The sequence below is a fragment of the Nocardia acidivorans NBRC 108247 genome, assembly GCF_001625085.1.
In the GTDB taxonomy this organism is placed as follows: domain Bacteria; phylum Actinomycetota; class Actinomycetes; order Mycobacteriales; family Mycobacteriaceae; genus Nocardia; species Nocardia acidivorans.
Genome location: NZ_BDAW01000016.1, coordinates 27075 through 46569, shown reverse-complemented (window position 1 = coordinate 46569; position 19495 = coordinate 27075). Strand labels below are relative to the sequence as shown.

At 67.9% G+C, this 19495-nt stretch carries 14 protein-coding genes; 8 read left to right on the top strand and 6 right to left on the bottom strand.

The window, feature by feature from the left end; all coding sequences use genetic code 11:
* The first annotated feature begins 27 nt into the window (after positions 1-27).
* Positions 28-228 carry a hypothetical protein gene (locus NA10_RS10385; protein WP_157556349.1) on the top strand — a complete coding sequence of 67 codons (201 nt, stop codon included), beginning with the start codon at positions 28-30 and terminating at the stop codon, positions 226-228.
* Positions 229-774: 546 nt separating this feature from the next.
* Here NA10_RS10385 and NA10_RS10380 read toward each other — a convergent pair.
* Positions 775-1830, bottom strand: a complete 1056-nt coding sequence (locus NA10_RS10380) for a transglycosylase SLT domain-containing protein (RefSeq protein ID WP_245677129.1) — start codon at positions 1828-1830, stop codon at positions 775-777.
* A gap of 228 nt (positions 1831-2058) precedes the next feature.
* Between NA10_RS10380 and NA10_RS10375 the strand changes: the two genes are divergently transcribed.
* The 4 genes from NA10_RS10375 (at position 2059) to NA10_RS10360 (ending at position 6330) form a co-directional block, all read left to right on the top strand.
* Positions 2059-3075 (top strand): AraC family transcriptional regulator, encoded by a 1017-nt coding sequence (locus NA10_RS10375; protein WP_067566651.1) that lies wholly within the window; start codon positions 2059-2061, stop codon positions 3073-3075.
* 199 nt (positions 3076-3274) lie between these two features.
* Complete coding sequence (locus tag NA10_RS10370; RefSeq protein ID WP_067566650.1) at positions 3275-5260, top strand: gamma-glutamyltransferase family protein; 1986 nt, start codon at positions 3275-3277, stop codon at positions 5258-5260.
* A gap of 27 nt (positions 5261-5287) precedes the next feature.
* Positions 5288-5626: a hypothetical protein gene (locus tag NA10_RS10365; protein WP_067566649.1), complete on the top strand. Its 339-nt coding sequence runs from the start codon at positions 5288-5290 to the stop codon at positions 5624-5626.
* Positions 5627-5913: 287 nt separating this feature from the next.
* Positions 5914-6330: a hypothetical protein gene (locus NA10_RS10360; protein ID WP_067566645.1), complete on the top strand. Its 417-nt coding sequence runs from the start codon at positions 5914-5916 to the stop codon at positions 6328-6330.
* A gap of 52 nt (positions 6331-6382) precedes the next feature.
* On the opposite strand, the gene NA10_RS10355 is transcribed toward NA10_RS10360, so the two are convergent.
* The gene (locus NA10_RS10355; protein ID WP_157556347.1) at positions 6383-6937 is read right to left on the bottom strand and encodes a hypothetical protein; all 555 of its coding nucleotides are present in this window, start codon (positions 6935-6937) and stop codon (positions 6383-6385) included.
* A 184-nt stretch (positions 6938-7121) separates the two neighbouring features.
* Positions 7122-7859 (bottom strand): MerR family transcriptional regulator, encoded by a 738-nt coding sequence (locus NA10_RS10350; RefSeq protein WP_067566642.1) that lies wholly within the window; start codon positions 7857-7859, stop codon positions 7122-7124.
* A gap of 202 nt (positions 7860-8061) precedes the next feature.
* On the opposite strand from NA10_RS10350, the gene NA10_RS10345 reads away from it, so the two are divergent.
* The gene (locus tag NA10_RS10345; RefSeq protein WP_067566641.1) at positions 8062-8415 is read left to right on the top strand and encodes a DUF1707 SHOCT-like domain-containing protein; all 354 of its coding nucleotides are present in this window, start codon (positions 8062-8064) and stop codon (positions 8413-8415) included.
* Positions 8416-8420: 5 nt separating this feature from the next.
* On the opposite strand, the gene NA10_RS10340 is transcribed toward NA10_RS10345, so the two are convergent.
* Both NA10_RS10340 and NA10_RS10335 read right to left on the bottom strand, forming a co-directional pair.
* Positions 8421-10640 (bottom strand): serine/threonine-protein kinase, encoded by a 2220-nt coding sequence (locus NA10_RS10340; protein WP_245677128.1) that lies wholly within the window; start codon positions 10638-10640, stop codon positions 8421-8423.
* A gap of 291 nt (positions 10641-10931) precedes the next feature.
* Positions 10932-12464 (bottom strand): amino acid permease, encoded by a 1533-nt coding sequence (locus NA10_RS10335; RefSeq protein WP_067566637.1) that lies wholly within the window; start codon positions 12462-12464, stop codon positions 10932-10934.
* A gap of 204 nt (positions 12465-12668) precedes the next feature.
* Between NA10_RS10335 and NA10_RS10330 the strand changes: the two genes are divergently transcribed.
* Together NA10_RS10330 and NA10_RS10325 are read left to right on the top strand one after the other, a co-directional pair.
* On the top strand, positions 12669-13688 hold the full coding sequence (locus tag NA10_RS10330) for an SPFH domain-containing protein (RefSeq protein ID WP_067566635.1): 1020 nt from the start codon (positions 12669-12671) through the stop codon (positions 13686-13688).
* A gap of 27 nt (positions 13689-13715) precedes the next feature.
* Positions 13716-14477 (top strand): trypsin-like serine peptidase, encoded by a 762-nt coding sequence (locus tag NA10_RS10325; RefSeq protein ID WP_084514487.1) that lies wholly within the window; start codon positions 13716-13718, stop codon positions 14475-14477.
* Between the two features lie 139 nt (positions 14478-14616).
* Here NA10_RS10325 and NA10_RS10320 read toward each other — a convergent pair whose 3' ends face one another.
* Positions 14617-19479, bottom strand: coding sequence for an NAD-glutamate dehydrogenase (locus NA10_RS10320; protein WP_067566633.1), 4863 nt, complete (start codon positions 19477-19479; stop codon positions 14617-14619).
* Positions 19480-19495 lie beyond the last annotated feature (16 nt).

The following is a 19495-nucleotide window of genomic DNA, read 5'->3' as shown; positions in this document are numbered from 1 at the left end:
GCCGATGGTGTGACCATCCTGAGGCGCGTGGGTGGTACCGGCCACGGCGGCATCCTGTTCGACGGTTACGAGGAGTTCCATCCCGGCGACCCGGAGTACGACGAGTTGCTCGCCGTCGCTCGGCGGCACCGCGCGGTCGCGAACAAGTCGCCCGGACGCCCGGTGGATCCGGACACCCTGGCTCGTCTGCTGCGCGCGACAGGTTTGAGCGAAAAGGATTTCGAATAACGCTCATGGGCCGACGGGGAAGCACCGTCGCTTTCAGCAGGTAGTCCACACCGAGGTGGTAGGCGGTGCCGCGCGGCAGGATCAGTTCGCGCTGATAGCAATTGCGGCTTTCGATGCCCATCCAGAGGCCGTTCGACCCCTCCGGGAGTTGTAGTTCCAGGCGGTAGCTGCGGGCGTAGAGGTCCGGGGGGCGACGCGCCCAAACTGGTCGAGAGATAGCCGCGCTCATGTTGGATGACGCCGCGCAGCAGTGCCGGATCGCGGCTGCCTCACCGTATTCCGCACCCTCACCGTCCGAGGCGTGCGAAAGAACCGCTGGCCGAGCGGATTCGGTCGAGTCGGCGATGGTGCGGGTCGCCGCGCGTTCGTCGTCTTCGGCGTCGCCGCACAGCGCACGCATGCGCGCGGCGACCTGCCGGTCCATCCCGCCGGGATGCTCAACCGCGCGTTCGGCGTCTTTGACGGGTCGGCCGCCATCCGCATCGCCGCATTCGGAGATTCGCGGATAACTCAGCGGCCATCGCCGCAACCGAGATGGGTATCGGCTCAGTACCCCCTGGACGGGCGGTTCGGATCGGCCTGCTGGACATTGGCAGCCAGGTTGGAGCCGTCGCGCGAGACGTGATAGCGCTCCATGACGTAGTTCATGCTGGCCGCGATATTGGCTTGCGGATCGGTGATATTGGACGATGTGCCCGCGACGTGGTACGCCTTGAACGTGCCGGGGATGGTTTGGGTGAGGCCCTGAGAAGGGGTTCCGGCCCGCGCGTTGGAATCGGACAGATTGATCGCACCGATATCGCCACCGGATTCACGTTCGATCAGAACGCGGTAACCGCGGGTCCAATTCGCGCGGGCCACCGGATCGGTGATACCGAGGGCATCGAGCGCTTTGCCGATATACGCGTCGAGTTCGGCGGAGCTGAGACGACGATGCGGGCCGCCGGAACCGCTTCCGGTCGGGTCCACCGGCGAGGTGTATCGATCGTTGTAACCGCCGCTGCCGTTGGTCGGCACATAGCTGTTCCCGCCACCCCCGGAACCGCCGTAGCTGCTCGGAATGAAACCCGGAGAGCCCGACCCGCCGGAACCGCCGCCGGTGCTGGCCTGTTGCACCGTGGCACCGTGGGCATTGTTCAGCTCCCATGCCTGCACAACCGCCTGCTCGGCTTTGCCCACCGCGACATCTATCCGATCAATAGCGCCCAATTGCTCTTGGACACTGGGCTTTTCGCGCACCGTGTCGATGATGCCGTTGATCGTGTCGCGCAGCGCCTTCACCTCCGAGCGCGTGCTCTCGGTGATCCCGGCGGATTTCTGCGCGATATCGGCGATCCGAGTGTCGAGCGAGTTCAGGTCGGATTTGTATTGTGCGAGTTGGGTATCAGTCGCGTGGTAGTCCGTCGCGGCGGCTCCGGTGCCCGCCGGTTGCGTGGTCGCGTCGTTCAACGCCGTCGCGGTGAGCTCTTGGGCCGTGCCTTTACCGAGGGTGTTGAGCAGCAATTGCAGGATCGACTCGGTATCGGCGATGTAGCTGTTCAACATCGGCGCCTCGGAGGCGCGATGGAGCTTCACATCGGCGCCTGCGACTGGCAACGTCAACGAGGCAACCATCACTACCCTCCTCCGCCACGTGTCCACCCGCACCCTATCCGGGTTCCTCACCGCGCATATTCCCAGTTGGGGGAACCGCCGGGGCGGCAGCGACCCGAGCACGCGATTGGTTGATTAGTAATAGTGATCGTTTATTGAGTGATTGGCTGTTGTTCCCGCGCGTGAGGGGTCGCAGGCTGAGCGGAACCAACATTCGCGCGACCCGCAGGAGCAGCCTTGTCCGAGATCGAAGGCACCGTATCGTCGCATCTGACGCGATGGGTGCTGGAGGCGGCCGTCCAGGTCGGGGTGCCCGATCGAGAGATCGCGGGGATCACCGGGCTCGGACGGGAACTACTCGGCGACGACTTCCTCCGGATTCCCTCGCGGGCGCTGCTGCGATTGTGGGAATTGATTTGCGCGGCAGGCGGAGTCGGGGTGGGCGTGCGGGTGGCCGAGGTGGCCCGGCCCGGGCGGCTGCACATCTGGGACTACCTCATCCTCGGCGCTTCCGGTCTGGTGGAAGGGTTTTCCGATGCCGCGCGATTCGCCGCGGTCATGGCGGACCCCGCGGCCACCCTCGTCGTCACCACGGATGATCAGCATCTCATCGCCGAATTCCGGGGCAGAGCCTACGGATCCACCGTCGCCGCGGTGGTGAGCGAGTTCTCGCTGACCGTACTGCTGCATCGGGCGCGGGCGCTCGCGGGGCATGCCGCCGATCCGATCCGGGTCGACTTCACTCATTCCGCACCGACCGACCCCGGCTATCTCATCGACACCTTCGGCACCGGCAATATCTATTTCGATCAGGATCGCACCGCTCTGACGATGCCCGTTGCCGCGCGGGCGCAGGACGGCCGGCCCTACGATCCGGAGTTGCGCCACATCCTGATCCGCTACGCCCAGTTGATCATCGACACCGCCCGACCCGCACCGACCTGGGAGGACACCCTGCGCGCCGAGATCAGCGCCGCCCTGGCCGAAAGGCAAAGCGCCGAAATAGAAGTCGTGGCGCAGCGGCTGGCAGTGAGCCCGCGCACCCTGCAACGCCGACTCGCCGATCACGGCACCTCGTGGCGGCGTGAGCTGGAAGCGGTTCGCTACCAGCACGCCACCCGCCTGCTGCGGGACACCCGGTTACCGGTGCAATCCATTGCCGGGCGGGTCGGTTACCGGGACCAGCGCGCACTGCGCCGCGCGTTCCATCGCTGGACCGGACAGACCCCGGACGCGTTCCGGCGCACCCACTGAATTCGCGCGCGTTCCGGTTCCGGCGGGTCCGGCGAATTCGAGTCACACCGGGAGTATGACACTCGAGCAACGGGCCGGCCTTCCCACGACCGGCAATCCATGTTCTATCGGATTCTGATGTGTGAGAACGCATTTCGTACTTCGATCCGCACATCGCGGCGGCTTCCCACCGGTGGCCATACCGCTAGGGTCCGAAGATATGAGGCGCACACGAACGCAAGGCTGGGGCGCCGCCGGTATCGCCCCACTGCTCCTGATCGGATTGCTGACCGCCTGCTCGTCCGATAACGACCAGCCTCCGGCATCCTGCACCACGACTCCCAACGGCATTGCGCACACGGCCGCCGCCGCTGCCGCCGCCGGCACCGATCTGGCGCTGCACCCGGAGATCGCGACCGGCTACCGCTCGGGCATGACGCCGGTGCGCACCGGCACCTTCGCGGTGGCCACGGCGAACCCGGTCGCCACCGAGGCGGCCTGCGTCGTGCTGAGCGACGGCGGGACGGCCGCGGACGCACTCGTCGTCGCGCAGACCGTGCTCGGCCTGGTGGAACCGCAGGCCACCGGGATCGGCGGCGGTGCGTTTCTGCTCTATTACGATGCCGCCACCGCGCGCGTGGACGCCTACGACGGCCGCGAGACCGCGCCCGCCGCCGCGACGCCGGACTACCTGCGCTGGATCAGCACGGCCGATCACGCCGCGCCGCAACCCAATACGCGCGCCAGCGGACGCTCGATCGGCACCCCCGGGGTGCTGCGACTGCTTGAACTCGCGCAGCGGGAGCACGGCCGCAAGTCCTGGCGCGAGCTGTTCACCCCGGCGGTCGATCTCGCCGATCGGGGATTCACGATCGGACCCCGGCTGGCTGCCCAGATCGCCGAATCGAAGGCGGACCTCGCCAAGGATCCCGCCTCCCGCGCCTACTTCCTCCAGCCTGACGGCAGCGGCAAACCCGCGGGCGGCACGCTGACCAATCCCGCCATGGCCAAGACGCTTTCGGCGATCGCGTCGGACGGCCCGGACGCGTTCTACACCGGGGCCATCGCCGCCGATATCGCGTCGGCGATCGCGGACGCCTCGGGCGGTCGCTCCCCCGGGCTGACCACCGTCGCTGATCTGGCCGCCTATCAGGTCAAGAAGCGCACCGCGCTGTGCGCGCCGTACCGGACCCACGAGGTCTGCGGGATGCCCGCGCCCTCCTCGGGCGGCACCGCGGTGGCGGCGGTCCTGGGCATGCTCGCGGGCACCGACCTCGCCGCGATGAAACCCGAGCACACCGGCGGGGACACCGAGGCCGACCGCGATGGCGGTAAACCCACCGCCGCCGCGGTGCACTTGATCTCCGAGGCCGAACGGCTCGCCTACGCCGACCGCGACAAATACCTCGCCGACCCGGATTTCGTGGCGCCGCCGGGCAATTCGCCGCGGACTCTGATCGACCCGGCCTATCTGACCCGTCGCGCCGCGCTCATCGACCCGGCGCGCAGTATGGGCACGGCCAAGCCCGGCGATTTCGGACCGGTGCCCGTCGGAAACAGCACGCCGCAGGTGGAGCACGGCACCAGCCATATCAGCATTGTCGACCGCTACGGCAATGCCGCGAGCATGACGACCACGGTCGAATCAGCCTTCGGCGCATTTCATCTGGTCGACGGGTTCGTCCTGAACAATCAGCTCACCGACTTCGCGGCCGAACCGCTGGACCGCGACGGCGTACCGGTGGCCAATCGTCTCGAGCCGGGTAAGCGGCCACGCAGTTCGATGGCCCCGACGTTGGTCTTCGACCGCGCTCCGGACGGTTCCCGGGGTCCGCTGACCCATGTCGCAGGTTCACCGGGCGGCGCGGTCATCATTCAGTTCGTGGTGAAAACCCTTGTCGCCATGCTCGATTGGGGACTGGATCCGCAGCAGGCGGTCTCCATGATCGATTTCGGCGCGATCAACTCCGCCGGCACGAATGTCGGCGGTGAGCATCCCGCCGTCGATGCCACGGACAACGGCGACCATGACGCGCTCGTGCGGCGATTGCGCGAACTCGGGCATCAGGTCTCGGTCGCACCGCAGTCGAGCGGCGCGTCCGCCCTGGTCCGGGACGGCGACGGCTGGATCGGCGGGGCCGACCCGCGCCGCGAGGGCGCGGTCCTCGGCGACGAACCGCCGCGAAACCAACCAGGCCACCACTAATCGCCTGGTCCGAAAGAAGGAAATCCCATGTTCGACACCACCACACCCGTGCTTCGCAGGGCCGCGGCCCGGATATGCGTGCTCACCGCCCTGACCGTCCTGCCGATCGGCGCGCTGGACGCCGTCGCCTACGCCCAGACCACCGATCCGGCCACCGGAATCGCACTGGACCGACCGCACCATGGAAACGACGGGTGGGCGGGCGATCGGCCCGACTATCGGGATCGGCCCGATTGGAGCGGTCGCCTGCCCGGCCCGCCGTTCCCGGGCTTCTTCCCGCCCTCGTGGGACGGCCCCCGCGACTACCGGCACGGCCGCCCGTTCCTGCCCCCGACCGTATGCAGCGGTTCGTTCGGAAGCTGCTGAACCACAACATATCTCGTAGTAGGCCGGGTCCGCCGCCCGCCGCTACGCAGTCGATTCACCCTCGCACGCCGGGTCCGCCGCTACAGCGGCGACCCGGCGTGCGGCGTGCGACCGGTGGCCAGATGTTCGACGGGCCGGCACTTCTCATCGCGGGGAACAGCGAATCCGCCACTAGTGGAACACTATTCGATGTAACGCTATCTAACGGCACGTTGTTTGGTACGCCTCTCGACACCGCCCGCGGAGCATGTGTGAACCGATAATCGACGCCACGTAAGGAATCAGCGATGCGCGCATCCACCACCCGCAAACTCCTCGCCTCCTCCATGCTCGCCTGCGCGGTGGTCACGGCCCCCGTAGTGGCCGCCACCACCGCATCCGCGAATCCCCTTGTCACACTGGCCCATCAGGGCGGCAGCCACGACAACGACCACTCCGGGGGCAAGGACGGCGGCGGCCGTCAGGGCCGCGGGCCGCATGCGGATCCGAGCGGGGACAATCGCCGCGCCTCCGACCGCGACCACCACGTCGGCGATACCGACGGCCGCCGCATCGACGAGCAGCAGCGCGCCACCGATACCACCGACAACCGGCGCGTCAGCGATCGCGACCAGCCGGCCGGTGCGGGCGACGCGCCCTGGGACAACGGGCACCGTGATGACGCGCAGCAGGTGCAGCGCGTGCCCGCGTACACCGACCGCTGACAGCACAATGCTCGTGCCGGGACATGGCGCCCGGCACGAGCATCGGGGGAAATCAGCTCAACACGCCGTCGTAGCACATGCTGGAGGAGCGCCACGTCGGCGCGGGGCGCACGACCGGGGAATCGAAGACCCAGTCCGAGATGGGACCGACCGACCGCCAACTCAGCGCTCCGCCGATGACGAACAGCTCATAGACGTCCTCGGTTCCCGGGATGAGCTGGCTGCCCACGCAGTAGTCGCTCCACTCACTACCGGGTTGACGCGCGCCGGGGCTGAACTGCCCCACCGGATTTCCGGTGCCCGGGCTGAAAACCGTCCCGCCGCGATGCGCGGCGCCGGAACCGCGGAACCAGCGCGCCGCGCCGAATCCGTCTACGCCGCAGGTGAATGCCCATCCGCCCGCGTAGAGCGTACCGCCCTGCCGATAGCCCGCACCGTCCCAGAGACAGGCCTCGCGCGATGCCTGGGCCTGCGCGGGCGCGGGTGCGGTGGTGACGCCGAGGGTGAGCGCCCCGAGGGCGGCCAGTGCGGCGGGCAGCACGCGGGCGCGCCACCTGTTTCGAGGGGTGTGAGCAGTGGTCCGAGTGCGCTGTGAGCTCATGAACATCGATGTCTCCGTTACCGTCTGCCGCTCCGCGCCGAGTTCACCCCGTGCTGCGGCACTGTCGCTGACATCGATTAATGTACCGATGAATAACGGCGCATTAAGTCGACTATGTAGCCACGCATGGGAAGCGGAGCCCACTCGGTATCTGGATTCGACACTCGGCGGGAATCGCGATCAGCGCACGTCAGGAATCGGGATTCAGCACAGTGCCGATCTCGGCGTCCTGCGCCAGATGCCGATCGATGAGCCGGTTCAGCAGATCCTCGGCCGTATGTCCGGGCGCCGAGCGGAGCACGTCGACCCGCGCGGTGAACTCGGCGAGATCGTCCGGACCGCGCTCGGACCGCGCGAACGGCTCCCAGGCGTGCTCGCGCACCAGATCCACCATGCGCCGGGAAATGCGGTCGCAGTCGGCCTTCAACCGCTCGACCTCCTGTAGCGCGGCCGCGATCGACACCCCGGCACCCTCGAGGCGGTCCAGCAATCCCGCCAGATCGGCATCGGCGACCCGATAGGTCGTCGCGTCCACGGGCTCGAACACCCCGGCGGTCACCACCCGGGCGAGCCCGTTCGGCACCTCGGTGAAGCGATTCTGCAGATCGGTCGCGGTGACCGTGGCCTGGCCCGACCGTGTATCCCGGGACGACTGCTCGCTCTCGGGCACGCCGAGCAGATCCCCCAGATCATCGCCGCGGTCGAAGGCCGCCAGCAATTCCTTGATGCCATTGAGTTTGATGCCACGGTCCAGCAGCCGGCTGATGGTGCGGACTCGATTGAGATGCTCCGCCCCGTAATAGCCCGTTCTCCCGCGCACCTCCGGCGGCGGGAGAACCCCCCTCTCGTGATACACGCGGACGCTGCGCACGGTGCTGTCGGCAGCACGCGCGAGCTCGTCGATCGTGTATTCGGCCCCTCCTGTCATACCTAAAGGAAACCATATCGAGGCGGTGCCGGTCCTCTGCCCGGCGTCGCGCCGATCGGTGCGCCGTCGAATGACGGGCTGCCGCGGAATCCACCGTCGCGAACCCGGTTCGGCGCGACGCGACCCGCCGGTACGGAATCTCTTCCCGCCGTTGGCAACTCATGCAACACCGAGGTTTTCCGACCGGTTCTATCCTGACTCGATGAGCGAATCGCCGTACGGCCGGGTGAGCGACGACGAACGCGAGCGCGCACTGGGCGAACTGTCCCGGCATTTCAGTATCGGCCGCTTGACGGCACCGGAGTTCGACGAGCGCAGCACCGCGGTCTGGGCGGCGAACAGTCGGCGGCAACTCGCCGAGACCTTGGCCGATCTGCCCACCTCCCCCGCACTCGTACCCGGCGGCGAGGTCGGCCCGATACCCGCGCGGGCGGTCCGGACCGTCGCGATCACGATCTTGGCGATCGTGCTGTGGGTGACGCTCGGCAATGCCGTATGGCTGCTGCTGCTCGCGGCGATCCCGCTGGCCCTGCTCCTGCGCCCCCGCCTGCGCTGATTCGGTCACCAGCGGGTGTTCGGCCGGATGTGGTTCGCCAGATCCACCAGCCGATAGCGATGGAATCGATCCGGGACCGTCCGCGCCAGATCGCGCAGACTCGATTCCAGACCCAGACGCAATCCGATCTCGGTGACCGGGAAACCGAGAATCGTCGCCTCGGGGCGTTCCGGGCGGCCACCGCCGCGCAGGCACTCCAGCGCCGCCCCGAGCAGGATCACCCGCAATTGCGCGGTGCGGGGTTCGGCTGCCAACTCCTCGATGCGAGCGGCGGCGGTCGCCAGATCGGCGTCGGTGATCTCGGTGACTGGCCGGGAGACCAGCAGCAGACAACCCGTCAGCCTGGTCACCGCGTAATGCCGGGAGGAGTCGGGCACCTCGTCCAGCACCTCGACCGCGCGCAGCGTCTCACCACCGGCGACCAGTCGCCGGGCCCATCCGACCGCGGCGGTGATCACCCCGTGGTTGACCTGCCAGAGCGTGCGATAGTAATCCAGCGCCGCCGCCCGCCACAGATGCGGATCGGTCACGCCGGGAACGTTTTCCACGGTCAACTCGGCACTGGCGGCCAGGGCCAGCAGGGGCGCGATCTCACCGGGCAGCATGGCCGCCACCGTCTCGAAATGCCGGTACGCGCGATCGGGATGCCGGTCCAGCAGGGCCGCCACCCCGATGAACCATTCGATGCGCCAATCCTGGCGGTACGCCGGCATCAATTCCGCGAGCAATTCGCAGGCGGGCAGGGTGTGGCCGAGGTCCAGGTGTGCGCGCACCGCGGTCAGCGCGCCCTCCAGCTCATAGGACGCGGGAGCCGCAACGGTACCGGCAAGAATGCGAGAGTGCGTGCGGTGCAGCGCATCCAGGGCATGCCGGGGTTCACTGTGCAGCAGCCCGGACAACAGTTCCGCCGACGGATCCTCGCTGTCGATGAGCGGCACCGGCAGCGCCGCGGCGATATCGCGGGGATCCACGCCCGCGGACTCGCCGGCTCCCCGCACCATGCCGTCGGTGCGGGCGATGAGTGTGTGAATGCCGAAATCGCCGCGTATGGAACCGAATTCGACCGATCGCTGGGGATGTTCGGTACCGGTGTCGGCCGCGAGCACCATCCGCAGCACGCCCGCGAGCTGACAGTACATCGCATAGGCGGAGGGAAATCGACGGTCCGGCTCGGCGGCGGTGGCGCGGCGCAGCAGACGGTCCAGCGCCGGATAGCGTTGCAGCAACGGACAATCCGCGGGGTCGGGGATTCCGGGCAGATGATTGCCCTTGTCGTCCCGGCCCAGATCCAGCACCAGCGCCGCCAGGGTGCGGCCGACCGAGTAGATGTCCGAGGCGACCGTGGGCCCGGTCTCGGTGATCTCGGGCGCTTGATAGCCCGGGGTGCCGTAAAGGCTGCCGAAGGAGTCCATCGCAGCCACCGCGCCGAGATCGATGAGCTTCACCTCATTCTCGGTCACCATGACATTGTCCGGTTTGAGATCGTTGTACGCGAGGCCGAAGGAGTGCAGATAGTCCAGTGCCGGAAGGATTTCCATCACGTAGGCGATGGCCTCGGCGGCGGGCAGGCGCGCACCGCGATGCTCGAGCAGCGATTTGAGCGATCTGCCGCCGATGTACTCCATCACGATATAGCCGTCGGGCATATCACCGCCGGTGCGGTGCTTGACGAAGTTGTAGATCTTGACGATGCCGGGATGCGCTACCTCGGAGAGGAATTGGCGTTCGGCCAGGGCCACCACGTGGGCTTCGAAATCCAGCGGATTCTGCAATCCCTTGAGCACCACCGGGCGATCGCTGACATTGCGGTCCACCGCCAGATAGATCCAGCCGAGACCGCCGTGCGCGAGACAGCCCTGCACCTCGTACTGTTCGGCGATCAGGTCGCCCGGGGCCAACTGGGGGCGAAAGTTGAAGGGCGAGTGGCAATGTGGGCATTCGCCACTGACCTGGGCGGGTCGGTCGCGGGTGCGGCGGCCGACCGGGCGATCACAGTTCCAGCAGAAGCGTTTGGGTTCGGGGACCTCCGGGTTCTCCAGCACCACCCGGCGCGGATCGATGGGCTCGATCCGGGGCAGCTCCACCAGACCGCCGCCGAGACGGCGCACGCTGGGGCGTGATCTGGCACTGCGGCCGGACTGTTCGGCGGCATCCAACCGCTCGGCCGCGAGGTCCACGGTGACCGCGGCGGAGGGGGTGAATCGCTGCGAGGCTTCGCTTCTCATACTTGGCGGGGGGTTGGGCCGATCCGGCCGGTGCACCGGATCGGTCTTACCGGGTCGCCGGGTCGCCCAGGGGTGCGACATCCGCTGGGGCACCTCGGTGCCGCGTATGCGCCGATCGGCCCAGGGATTGGGCCGGCGGCGATCGGATGTGCTGGGTTGGTCCGGCATGGATACCTCTCGCCCACCGTGGAATCGAGGTCCCATTCTGGGGGCACGGGGCATACCGCGTGCACGCCGTATTCCCCACCGTGGGAAGGGAGTTCGCCACGATGGGGTACGGGTTGCCGGTCGCTACAGCTGGTCATCCTTCCGCTCTGCCGCCACCAGTTCGGCGGGCGCGTCCTGCAGGCGCGGGCGGCGCTCCGCGAGGACCGGATACTGGCCGGTGAAGCCCTGGCGAGCCGCGGCCACGCGCTGCACCCGCTTGCGCACCAGGAACCAGCCGCCGACCAGCACCGGCGCCATCACCAGCACGGTGCCGAGCACCGCGCCGCGCTGCACCTCGTCATCACCGAATGCCATCAGCGCGACCACCCCGGCCAGGAAGATCAGCGTCGCGATACTGGTGTAGGGCGCGCCCATCAATCGGAACGAAGGCCGTTCGGCCTGCCCGGCCTTCCATTGCCGCCACAGCGCCAACTGGCACAGGATGATCGCGGTCCACGAGGCGATGGTGCCCAGTGCCGACATGTTCAGCACGATCTCGAAAGCCTTGTCCGGCACCAGCGCATTGAGCACCACACCGATCAGGGCGATGGCGCCGGTGGCCAGGATGCCCACGTACGGCACACCCGTGCGGGACATCCGGGCCGCGACCGCAGGGGCGCTGCCGTTCATCGACATCGAGCGCAGAATGCGGCCGGTGGAGTACAGGCCGGCATTGAGGCTGGAGAACGCGGCGGTCAGCACCACCAGGTTCATGATCGAACCGGCCGCGGGCACACCGAGTTTCGCGAAGAAGGTGACGAACGGGCTGACCCCGGCGTGATAGGCGGTATACGGCAGCAGCAGGCCCAGCAGCACCAGGGAGCCGACGTAGAACAGCGCGATGCGGGCGATCACCGAGTTGATGGCCCGGGGCATGATCTTCTCCGGGTTCTCCGCCTCACCGGCCGCGGTTCCCACCAATTCGACAGCGGCATAAGCGAATACGACGCCGGTGGTGACCAAAACCAGTGGCGCCATGCCGACCGGGAAGAGACCGCCGTGGTCGGCGATGACACTGAAACCGGTGGACTGACCGTCGACCTTGAAGCGCCCCGCCAGGAAGATCGAGCCGATCACCAGGAACAGCACCAGCGCCACGACCTTGACCAGGGCCGCCCAGAACTCCAGTTCACCGAACCACTTGACCGAGATCAGGTTGATGCTCACCACGATGGCGAGTGCGATGAGCGCGATCAGCCACTGCGGAATCACCTGCAGCGCACCCCAATAGTGGATGTAGGTGGCCACGGCGGTGATATCGACGATGCCGGTCATGCACCAGTGGAAGAAGTACATCCACCCGACCGCGAAGGCCAGCTTCTCCCCGTAGAACTCGCGCGCGTAGGAGACGAACGAGCCCGAGGAGGGGCGGTGCAGCACCAGTTCACCCAGCGCGCGCAGGACGAAGAAGACGAAGACGCCGCAGATCCCGTAGAGCAGGAACAACCCGGGGCCGGCGCTGGCCAGTCGCCCGCCCGCACCCAGGAACAGGCCGGTGCCGATGGCTCCGCCGATCGCGATCATCTGCAATTGCCGCGGCCGCAACGACTTGTGATAGCCCGCGTCCTCGTCGGCCAAGGCGTCCGCGGGCGCGTCGGGCGGGTGAACGGTAGTCATGTGGAGACCTTTCAGGTGATCCGGGTCATATCGATACTTAATGTACCGTCATATAACGGCGCATTCAATAGGAGTACCGGCTTGATATGACATCAAATCCGCTGCTCAGAGTCCCAATTCTGGGAATACGCCCTTGTTTGACAGAACTATCGTGCCGCTGTACATCGATACATCAGTAGAAGTGGAACAGTCAGGGAGGCCCGCATGGCATGGTTCGAGCGCGAATTCATCGCGGTCCCCGAGGATCGCAAGCATCAGCTCGTCTACAAATGGCCGGATCTGAATATCCGCCGCTACAGCCGCGCCCTGGTCAATGCCGACGAGATCGCCCTGTTCGTACGATCCGGCAAGATCATCGCGGCGCTGGGCCCCGGCCGGCACCGAATCGACGCCGATGAGCTGCCCGTATTGGGCGCCCTGGTGGACACCCTGACCGGCGGCAACTTCTACCGCGCCGAACTGTATTTCGTCTCCGCGCGCGAACTGCCCGGCATCAAGTTCGGCGGTCGGCTCACCGATATCGCGGATCCGGTCAGCGAACAGGTGGTGACCCTGCGGGCCTTCGGCGAATTCGCGCTCTCGGTACGGGATCCCGGCGAACTGATCACCGGCCTGATCGGCACGGTCGACCCGGCCGATCCGGACGCGGCCTCGCGCTGGTGCGCCACCCTACTGCTCAAGTGTATGAAAATAGCTGTCGCGCAGGGTATTTCACGCGGCGAATGGCCTGTGCTCGGACTGTCCGGACAGCTCACCCAGATCGAGAGCACGGTGCTGCGCGAGACCAATATCCTGCTGTACGAGTACGGTCTTCGGGTGCCGCGCATGGGCAACTTCGACATCACCCTCGCCTCGGAGGACGCCGAGCGGCTCAAACGACTCGCCAAGGACCGCACCTACGTCCGCATGACCGGTGACTTCGGCCGGTACGCGGCGGGCGAGATGGCCATCGGGGCCGGACAGGGTATGGCCCGCGGCGGCGGGGATATCGGATTCCTCGGCGCGGCACTGGGATTGAACACTTTGCAGCAGCAGACCATCGCCCCGCCGCTGCCCGCCATATCGCCGGTGTGCCCGTCCTGCCACAGCGTCCGCTCCCCCGGCGCGCGCTTCTGCGGTGACTGCGGCACCGAGCTCGCCCCACGCCCGGCCTGCCGGAGCTGCGCCACCGAACTGCGCGATTCGGCGAAGTTCTGCGGTAATTGCGGCACGATCCGGCAATGATCGGGCCGACTTCGCTACTGTCCTCGGGTGCGACGGATAACGGCTCTGGTGTGTGGGGTGCTACTCGGCTCGGCCGCGCCGTACGCGGCGCGGGCGGAGATACCGGCGGCGTACGAGGTCGAGACCGTGCCCTCGGCCGGTGCCCTGTTCTACCCCGATGCCGCCGGTGTGGCGGCCCGCCTGGGCGGCCCGCATTTCTGCTCGGCGAGTGTGCTCGCATCACCCGGGCACGACCTGTTGGCGACCGCCGCGCACTGCGTGCTCGGGCCCGGCGCCCTCATCGAATTCGCACCGCTGCTGCACGACGCCGAACTCCCCGAGGGCGTGTGGACCGTGACGGCGGTGTACATCGATCCGGCGTGGCGGGAGTCCTTCGATCCCGGACATGACCTCGCGCTGCTGCGAGTCGCGCCGCGCGACGGTAGGCAGATCGAGGAGGTGGTCCCCGGATTGCCGCTCGCCACACCGCGGGCGGGCGCGCCGGTCACCGTCAGCGGCTACCCGCTGGGCAGCCGCGGACGGCCGCTCACCTGCACCGCGCCCCTGGAGATCGCCGCGGGCGGTTCCGCGATCCACTGCGACGGCTTCGGCGAAGGGACCAGCGGCGGGCCGTGGGTCCAGAACGGCCGGTTGGTCGGGGTCATCGGCGGCCCCGAGCAGGGCGGCTGCACCCCCGATGTGGAGTACAGTTCGCCGTTCGGCACCGCCGCCGAGGCGCTGTTGGCACGCGCCTCGGCGGGCGGAGCGGGCGACCTGGCGCCGCTCGGCTTCACCGCGAACCGCTGCTGAAACCCGCACGGGGCCAATCGATCACGGCGGCCCCGCCCACATTGCCCTGGTAAACCCAGGGCGCACAAGGTGTCCCGGTTCGCCTTCCCTTCGGGCGGCGAACCGGGACCGTCTCAGCTCCTGAAATCGTCGAGGCGCATCACTCGAGAGCGGCCGGGGTGGCGGGGACCGAATCCGCGCCGCCGGTCATCCCGCGCACCTGACGCGCGGCCACCGACAGGGTGGCCATATCCAGGGTGCCGGTGGCGAAGATCTCGGTGAGAGCGGCCCGGGCGCGGACGAGGCGGGAGCGGTTGATCGATTCCCAGTAGGCGATCTTGTCCTCGGTGCTGTCCTCGGTCGCGGCGGTGGTCAGCACGTCCAGGGTGAGGGCGCGCAGCGAGTCGTACAGATCGTCGCGGACCGCCAGGCGGGCCAGGGTGCGCCAGCGGTCGCTGCGTTCCAGTCCCACCACCGCGTCGAGCAGGCGCTGGATGTCGAAATGCTGATCGAGGGCGTAGTAGAGGGAGACCACATCGCGGGCGTCGCGACCGGCGACTTCGGCGATATCGATGACATCGAGCAGCGGATAGCGGTGGATCAGCAGGAACACCTGCTCGGCCAGATCGCGGGGTGCGCCCCGGCCGACCGCCGATCGTGAACGGGTGAGCAGGGTTTCGGCGATCCGCCCCTGCTGCCAGGCCGGCACCATGGGACTCAGCGCGCGCACCCCCAGCCGGTAGCGGGCGATATCGGCGCCGATGGCAATCGGTTGCGGGCGGTTGGTCAGCACCCAGCGCGAGGCGCGGTCCAGGGTGCGCTTGGTCTCGAGTTCGAGCTCATCGCGCACCTCGGTGGGCATGGGCGTGGTGCGGATCCGATGCCACAGTTCGTGCAGATCGAAAATCTCCGCGACCGTGGTGAACGCGCGCACCGCGTCCTCGGTGGTGACGCCCATCTCCTCGGCGAGCCGGAAGACGTAGGTGGTGCCGCCATAGTCGACCACGCGATTGACCACCGTGGTGGCGATGATCTGCCGGCGCAGCGGATGCCGTTGCAGGGCAACGCCGAACCGTTCGCGCAGCGGTTCCGGGAAGTAGCCGGGCAGCGCCGCGGCGAAGGCGGGATGATCGGGCAGCCCGCCCGCCAGCAGTTCGCGCTTGAGCGAGAGTTTCACGTGCGCCAGCAGATTGGCCAACTCCGGGGAGGTCAGGCCGAGGCCCGCGTCGATGCGCCGCAACATCTCCGCATCCGAGGGCAGCGTCTCTAGCGCACGATCGAGCCCCTCGGACTCGAGCCGGGTGAGCAGGCGCCGGTGCACCGCGGCCATTTGCGGGGCGTGCGCGCGCGAGATGCCGAGCCGGAAGTTCTGCGAGATATTGTCGCGCAGTACGAGTTCGGCGACCTCCTCGGTCATCGAGGCCAGCAGCAGATTGCGTTCGGTCAGCGACAATTCGCCCGCGGCGACCACGCTGTCGAGCAGCACCTTGATATTGACCTCGTGGTCCGAGCAGTCCACGCCCGCCGAATTGTCGACGGCGTCGGTATTGCACTTGCCACCGGCATTGCTGAATTCGATCCGCCCCAATGCGGTGATGCCGAGGTTGCCGCCCTCACCGATCACCTTGACGCGCAACTCATTCGCGTTCACCCGCACCGCGTCATTGGATTTGTCGCCCACCTCGGCATTGGTCTCGGCGGCGGCCTTGATGTAGGTGCCGATCCCGCCGTTCCAGAGCAGTTGCGCCGGGGCCTTGACGATGGCGCGGATCAGTTCCAGCGGGGACAGCATCGCTACTCCAGGATCCAGGGCGAGCGCCGCGCGTACGGCGGCGGTGATCGGAATCGCCTTGACCGCCCGGTCGTAGACCCCGCCGCCCGCGCTGATCAGCGAGCGATCGTAATCGGCCCAGGACGAGCGCGGCAGCGCGAACAGCCGCTCCCGCTCGCGGAAGGAACTCTCGGCATCCGGATTCGGGTCCAGGAAGATATGCCGATGGTCGAAGGCGGCGATCAGGCGGATATGGCGGGAGAGCAGCATACCGTTGCCGAACACGTCACCGCTCATATCGCCGATGCCGACGACGGTGAAATCCGTTGTCCGGGTGTCGATATTCATTTCGGCGAAGTGCCGCTGCACCGATTCCCAGGCGCCGCGGGCGGTAATGCCCATGGCCTTGTGGTCATAGCCCACCGACCCGCCCGAGGCGAACGCGTCACCCAGCCAGAAGTCGTAGCGCTGGGCGACCTCGTTGGCGATATCGGAGAAGGTCGCGGTGCCCTTGTCGGCGGCGACCACCAGATAGGTGTCATCGTCGTCGCGGCGCACCACCCGGGGCGGGGGCACGGTCCGCCCGGTGCCGCGGTCGATATTGTCGGTCAGATCCAGCAAGCCCGAGATGAAAGTGCGGTAGCAGGCGATTCCCTCGCTCTGCAGCGCCTGACGGTCGGCGGTCGGGTCGCCGGTGGCGGCGGGCGGGCGTTTCACCACGAATCCGCCCTTGGCGCCGACCGGGACGATGACCGCGTTCTTGACCGCCTGCGTCTTGGCCAGGCCCAGGATTTCGGTGCGGAAGTCGCCGAGGCGGTCCGACCAGCGCAATCCGCCGCGCGCCACCGCACCGAAACGCAGGTGCACGCCCTCGACCCGGGGCGAGTAGACGAAGATCTCGAATTGCGGTCGCGGCTCGGGCAATACGGGGATGCGGCGGGGATCGAACTTGAACGACAGGTAGTCCCGGTCGCCGCCGATCCGGTCGGTGCGGAAGTAGCTGGTCCGTAGCGTCGCGCCGATCATATCGAGCAGTGCCCGCAGAATCCGGTCGGTGTCCAGGCTGACCACGGCGTCGATGGCGGCGCGCAATTGCTCATCGAGGGTGAACGCCCGCAGGGCCGCGAGTTCGCTCGCACCGTCGGGATCGAAACGGGCCTCGAACAATTCGACGCAGGAGCGGGCGATATCCGGATGGCTCTGCAGCACCCGGGTGATATTGCCGAAGGAGTACGCGAAGCCCGCCTGTTGCAGATAGCGGGCGTAGGCGCGCAGGATCGCGATCTGCCGCCAGTCCAGCCCCGCGCGCAATACCAGCTCGTTGAGTCCGTCGACCTCCACCCCGCCGAACCACATGGCGGTCACCGCATCGGCGAATCGTCCGTGAATATCATTGTCCGGCAGCTGATCCGGCTGATCGATCCCGGTCGGCACGCGCAGGCCGAAATCGTAGATCCAGCGCCGCGAACCATCCGCGAGCAGCAGCGGGTAGGGGTGTTCGTCCACGACCTCGACACCCAGGCTGTGCAATATGGGCAGCACCCGGCTCAGCGAGACCTCCGCACCGTGCACGTACAGGGTGAATCGCCACTCCCCCGCCCGCGCGCCGGGCCGCCGGCACAGCTGGGTGTCGATACCGCCCTCGGCCAGGGGGCGCAGGCGGCGCAGATCGGCGAGCCCGCGCGCGGGCGCGAACTCCTGCCGATAGGTGGCCGGTAGGGCGGCCGCGTAGTCGGCGGCGACCTCCGGTGGCACCTCCGATCCGCGAGCAGCCTCGGCGACGAGCAGATCGGACCAGGAGCGGGTGGTGGCGAACAGCAGTTCCTGAATACGCGCGCGGCTCTCCTCCGAGACGTCGGCGGCGGGGGCTCCGATGGGCCGGTGCACGGTGAAATAGACGACGGCGAGCTCGGATTCGGTCGCGCGCGCGGAGTAGTCGACCTGTTCACCGTCGAACTCCGCGCGCAGCACCTCGCGCATGCGCAGCCGGACCTCGGTCGAATAGCGGTCCCGCGGCAGATAGACCAGGCAGTACACCGCGCCGCCGCGGGGCTCGGGCCGCAGGAATAGCCGCACCTGTCGGCGCAGACCCAAATCCATGACGGCGGAGACGGTTTCGAACAGGCGGCGGGTGTCGGTGGCGAACAATTCCGCGCGCGGGAAGGTCTGCAGCAGCTCGAGCAACTCCTGGCCGGAGAACGAGTTCAAGCGCAGGCCGGCCCACTCCATCACCTGGTGCACGCGCCGCGAGATCACCGGGATGTCCAGGATGTTCTCGTGCTGGCCGGTGACGGTGAAGGTTCCGATGAATACGTGTGTTCCGGGCATCGGCAGCGGCTGACCGGGTGCGGCCGTCCCCGGATCGGCGACGCTGATGATGTAGCCGTCCGGAGATCCCGGCAGCACACCGTCCAGGGAGCCGCTGGACAGGCGCAGTACCGGCGGACCGGCCGGGACGGTGGGAATGTCCAGGTCCGAGGCGATCCGATCGTGCAGAATGCCGAGCCCGGCCCGGCGCAGCAGTTCGGGACTTCCGGTCGGCCCGCTCGTCTCGGAATCGGCTGTGGCGCTGTGATATCCATAGCCCAGCAGGGTGAAGTGGCCGTCGCCGAGCCAGCGCAGCAGCCGCGCGTAATCGGCGATCTCGCCATCGTGCTCGCGGGTCGCGGCGCCCTCGAGCGCCGCGGCCACGCTGAACAGCGTGGTCGTCATGGCGGCGGTATCGCGGGCCACGCCCCGAATGGCGGCGAGCAGATCGGGCAGCGCGTGTTCGATGCGGTCGAGCAGCGTGGCGTCGGTCTGGGGACCGAGCTGCACGTGAATCCAGGATTCGGCGATGGTGTGGCGGCCCGCCTCGCGGGGCGCGCCGGTGCCGGGGGCGACCCCGCGCAGGCGACCCTGGTTGTCCCGCAGCACATCGAAGACCGGGTGGATGACCTCGCTGACCGCGGCGCCGAAGCGGCGCAGCAGGCAGGACAGCGAGTCGACCAGCAACGGCATATCGTCATTGACGATCTGAATGGCCGGGCCGAGTTCGCTCTCGTCGCCGGGCCGGTAGACGCGGGTGACCGCCGTGCCCGGGCGACGCGCTTCGGCCAGTTCCAGGTGCCGGCGCAGGATCTGCCCGGCGCGATCGCTCACCATGGCGATCGTCGCGTCGGGGCGTATCCAACGGAAGTAGACCGCCTCGAGGTCCGCTGGATCTTCGCGGAGCTTCTGCCACGAAAGCATCCGCAGCGTGGTTGCCACCATCGTCCGCACCTTCCCG

Bases quoted from the DNA above. Each gene is read 5' to 3' on its own strand.
- NA10_RS10370 (WP_067566650.1), top strand. From the start codon at position 3,275: ATGAGGCGCACACGAACGCAAGGCTGGGGCGCCGCCGGTATCGCCCCA.
- NA10_RS10365 (WP_067566649.1), top strand. From the start codon at position 5,288: ATGTTCGACACCACCACACCCGTGCTTCGCAGGGCCGCGGCCCGGATA.
- NA10_RS10360 (WP_067566645.1), top strand. From the start codon at position 5,914: ATGCGCGCATCCACCACCCGCAAACTCCTCGCCTCCTCCATGCTCGCC.
- NA10_RS10355 (WP_157556347.1), bottom strand. From the start codon at position 6,937: ATGTTCATGAGCTCACAGCGCACTCGGACCACTGCTCACACCCCTCGA.
- NA10_RS10350 (WP_067566642.1), bottom strand. From the start codon at position 7,859: ATGACAGGAGGGGCCGAATACACGATCGACGAGCTCGCGCGTGCTGCC.
- NA10_RS10345 (WP_067566641.1), top strand. From the start codon at position 8,062: ATGAGCGAATCGCCGTACGGCCGGGTGAGCGACGACGAACGCGAGCGC.
- NA10_RS10340 (WP_245677128.1), bottom strand. From the start codon at position 10,640: ATGAGAAGCGAAGCCTCGCAGCGATTCACCCCCTCCGCCGCGGTCACC.
- NA10_RS10335 (WP_067566637.1), bottom strand. From the start codon at position 12,464: ATGACTACCGTTCACCCGCCCGACGCGCCCGCGGACGCCTTGGCCGAC.
- NA10_RS10330 (WP_067566635.1), top strand. From the start codon at position 12,669: ATGGCATGGTTCGAGCGCGAATTCATCGCGGTCCCCGAGGATCGCAAG.
- NA10_RS10320 (WP_067566633.1), bottom strand. From the start codon at position 19,479: ATGGTGGCAACCACGCTGCGGATGCTTTCGTGGCAGAAGCTCCGCGAA.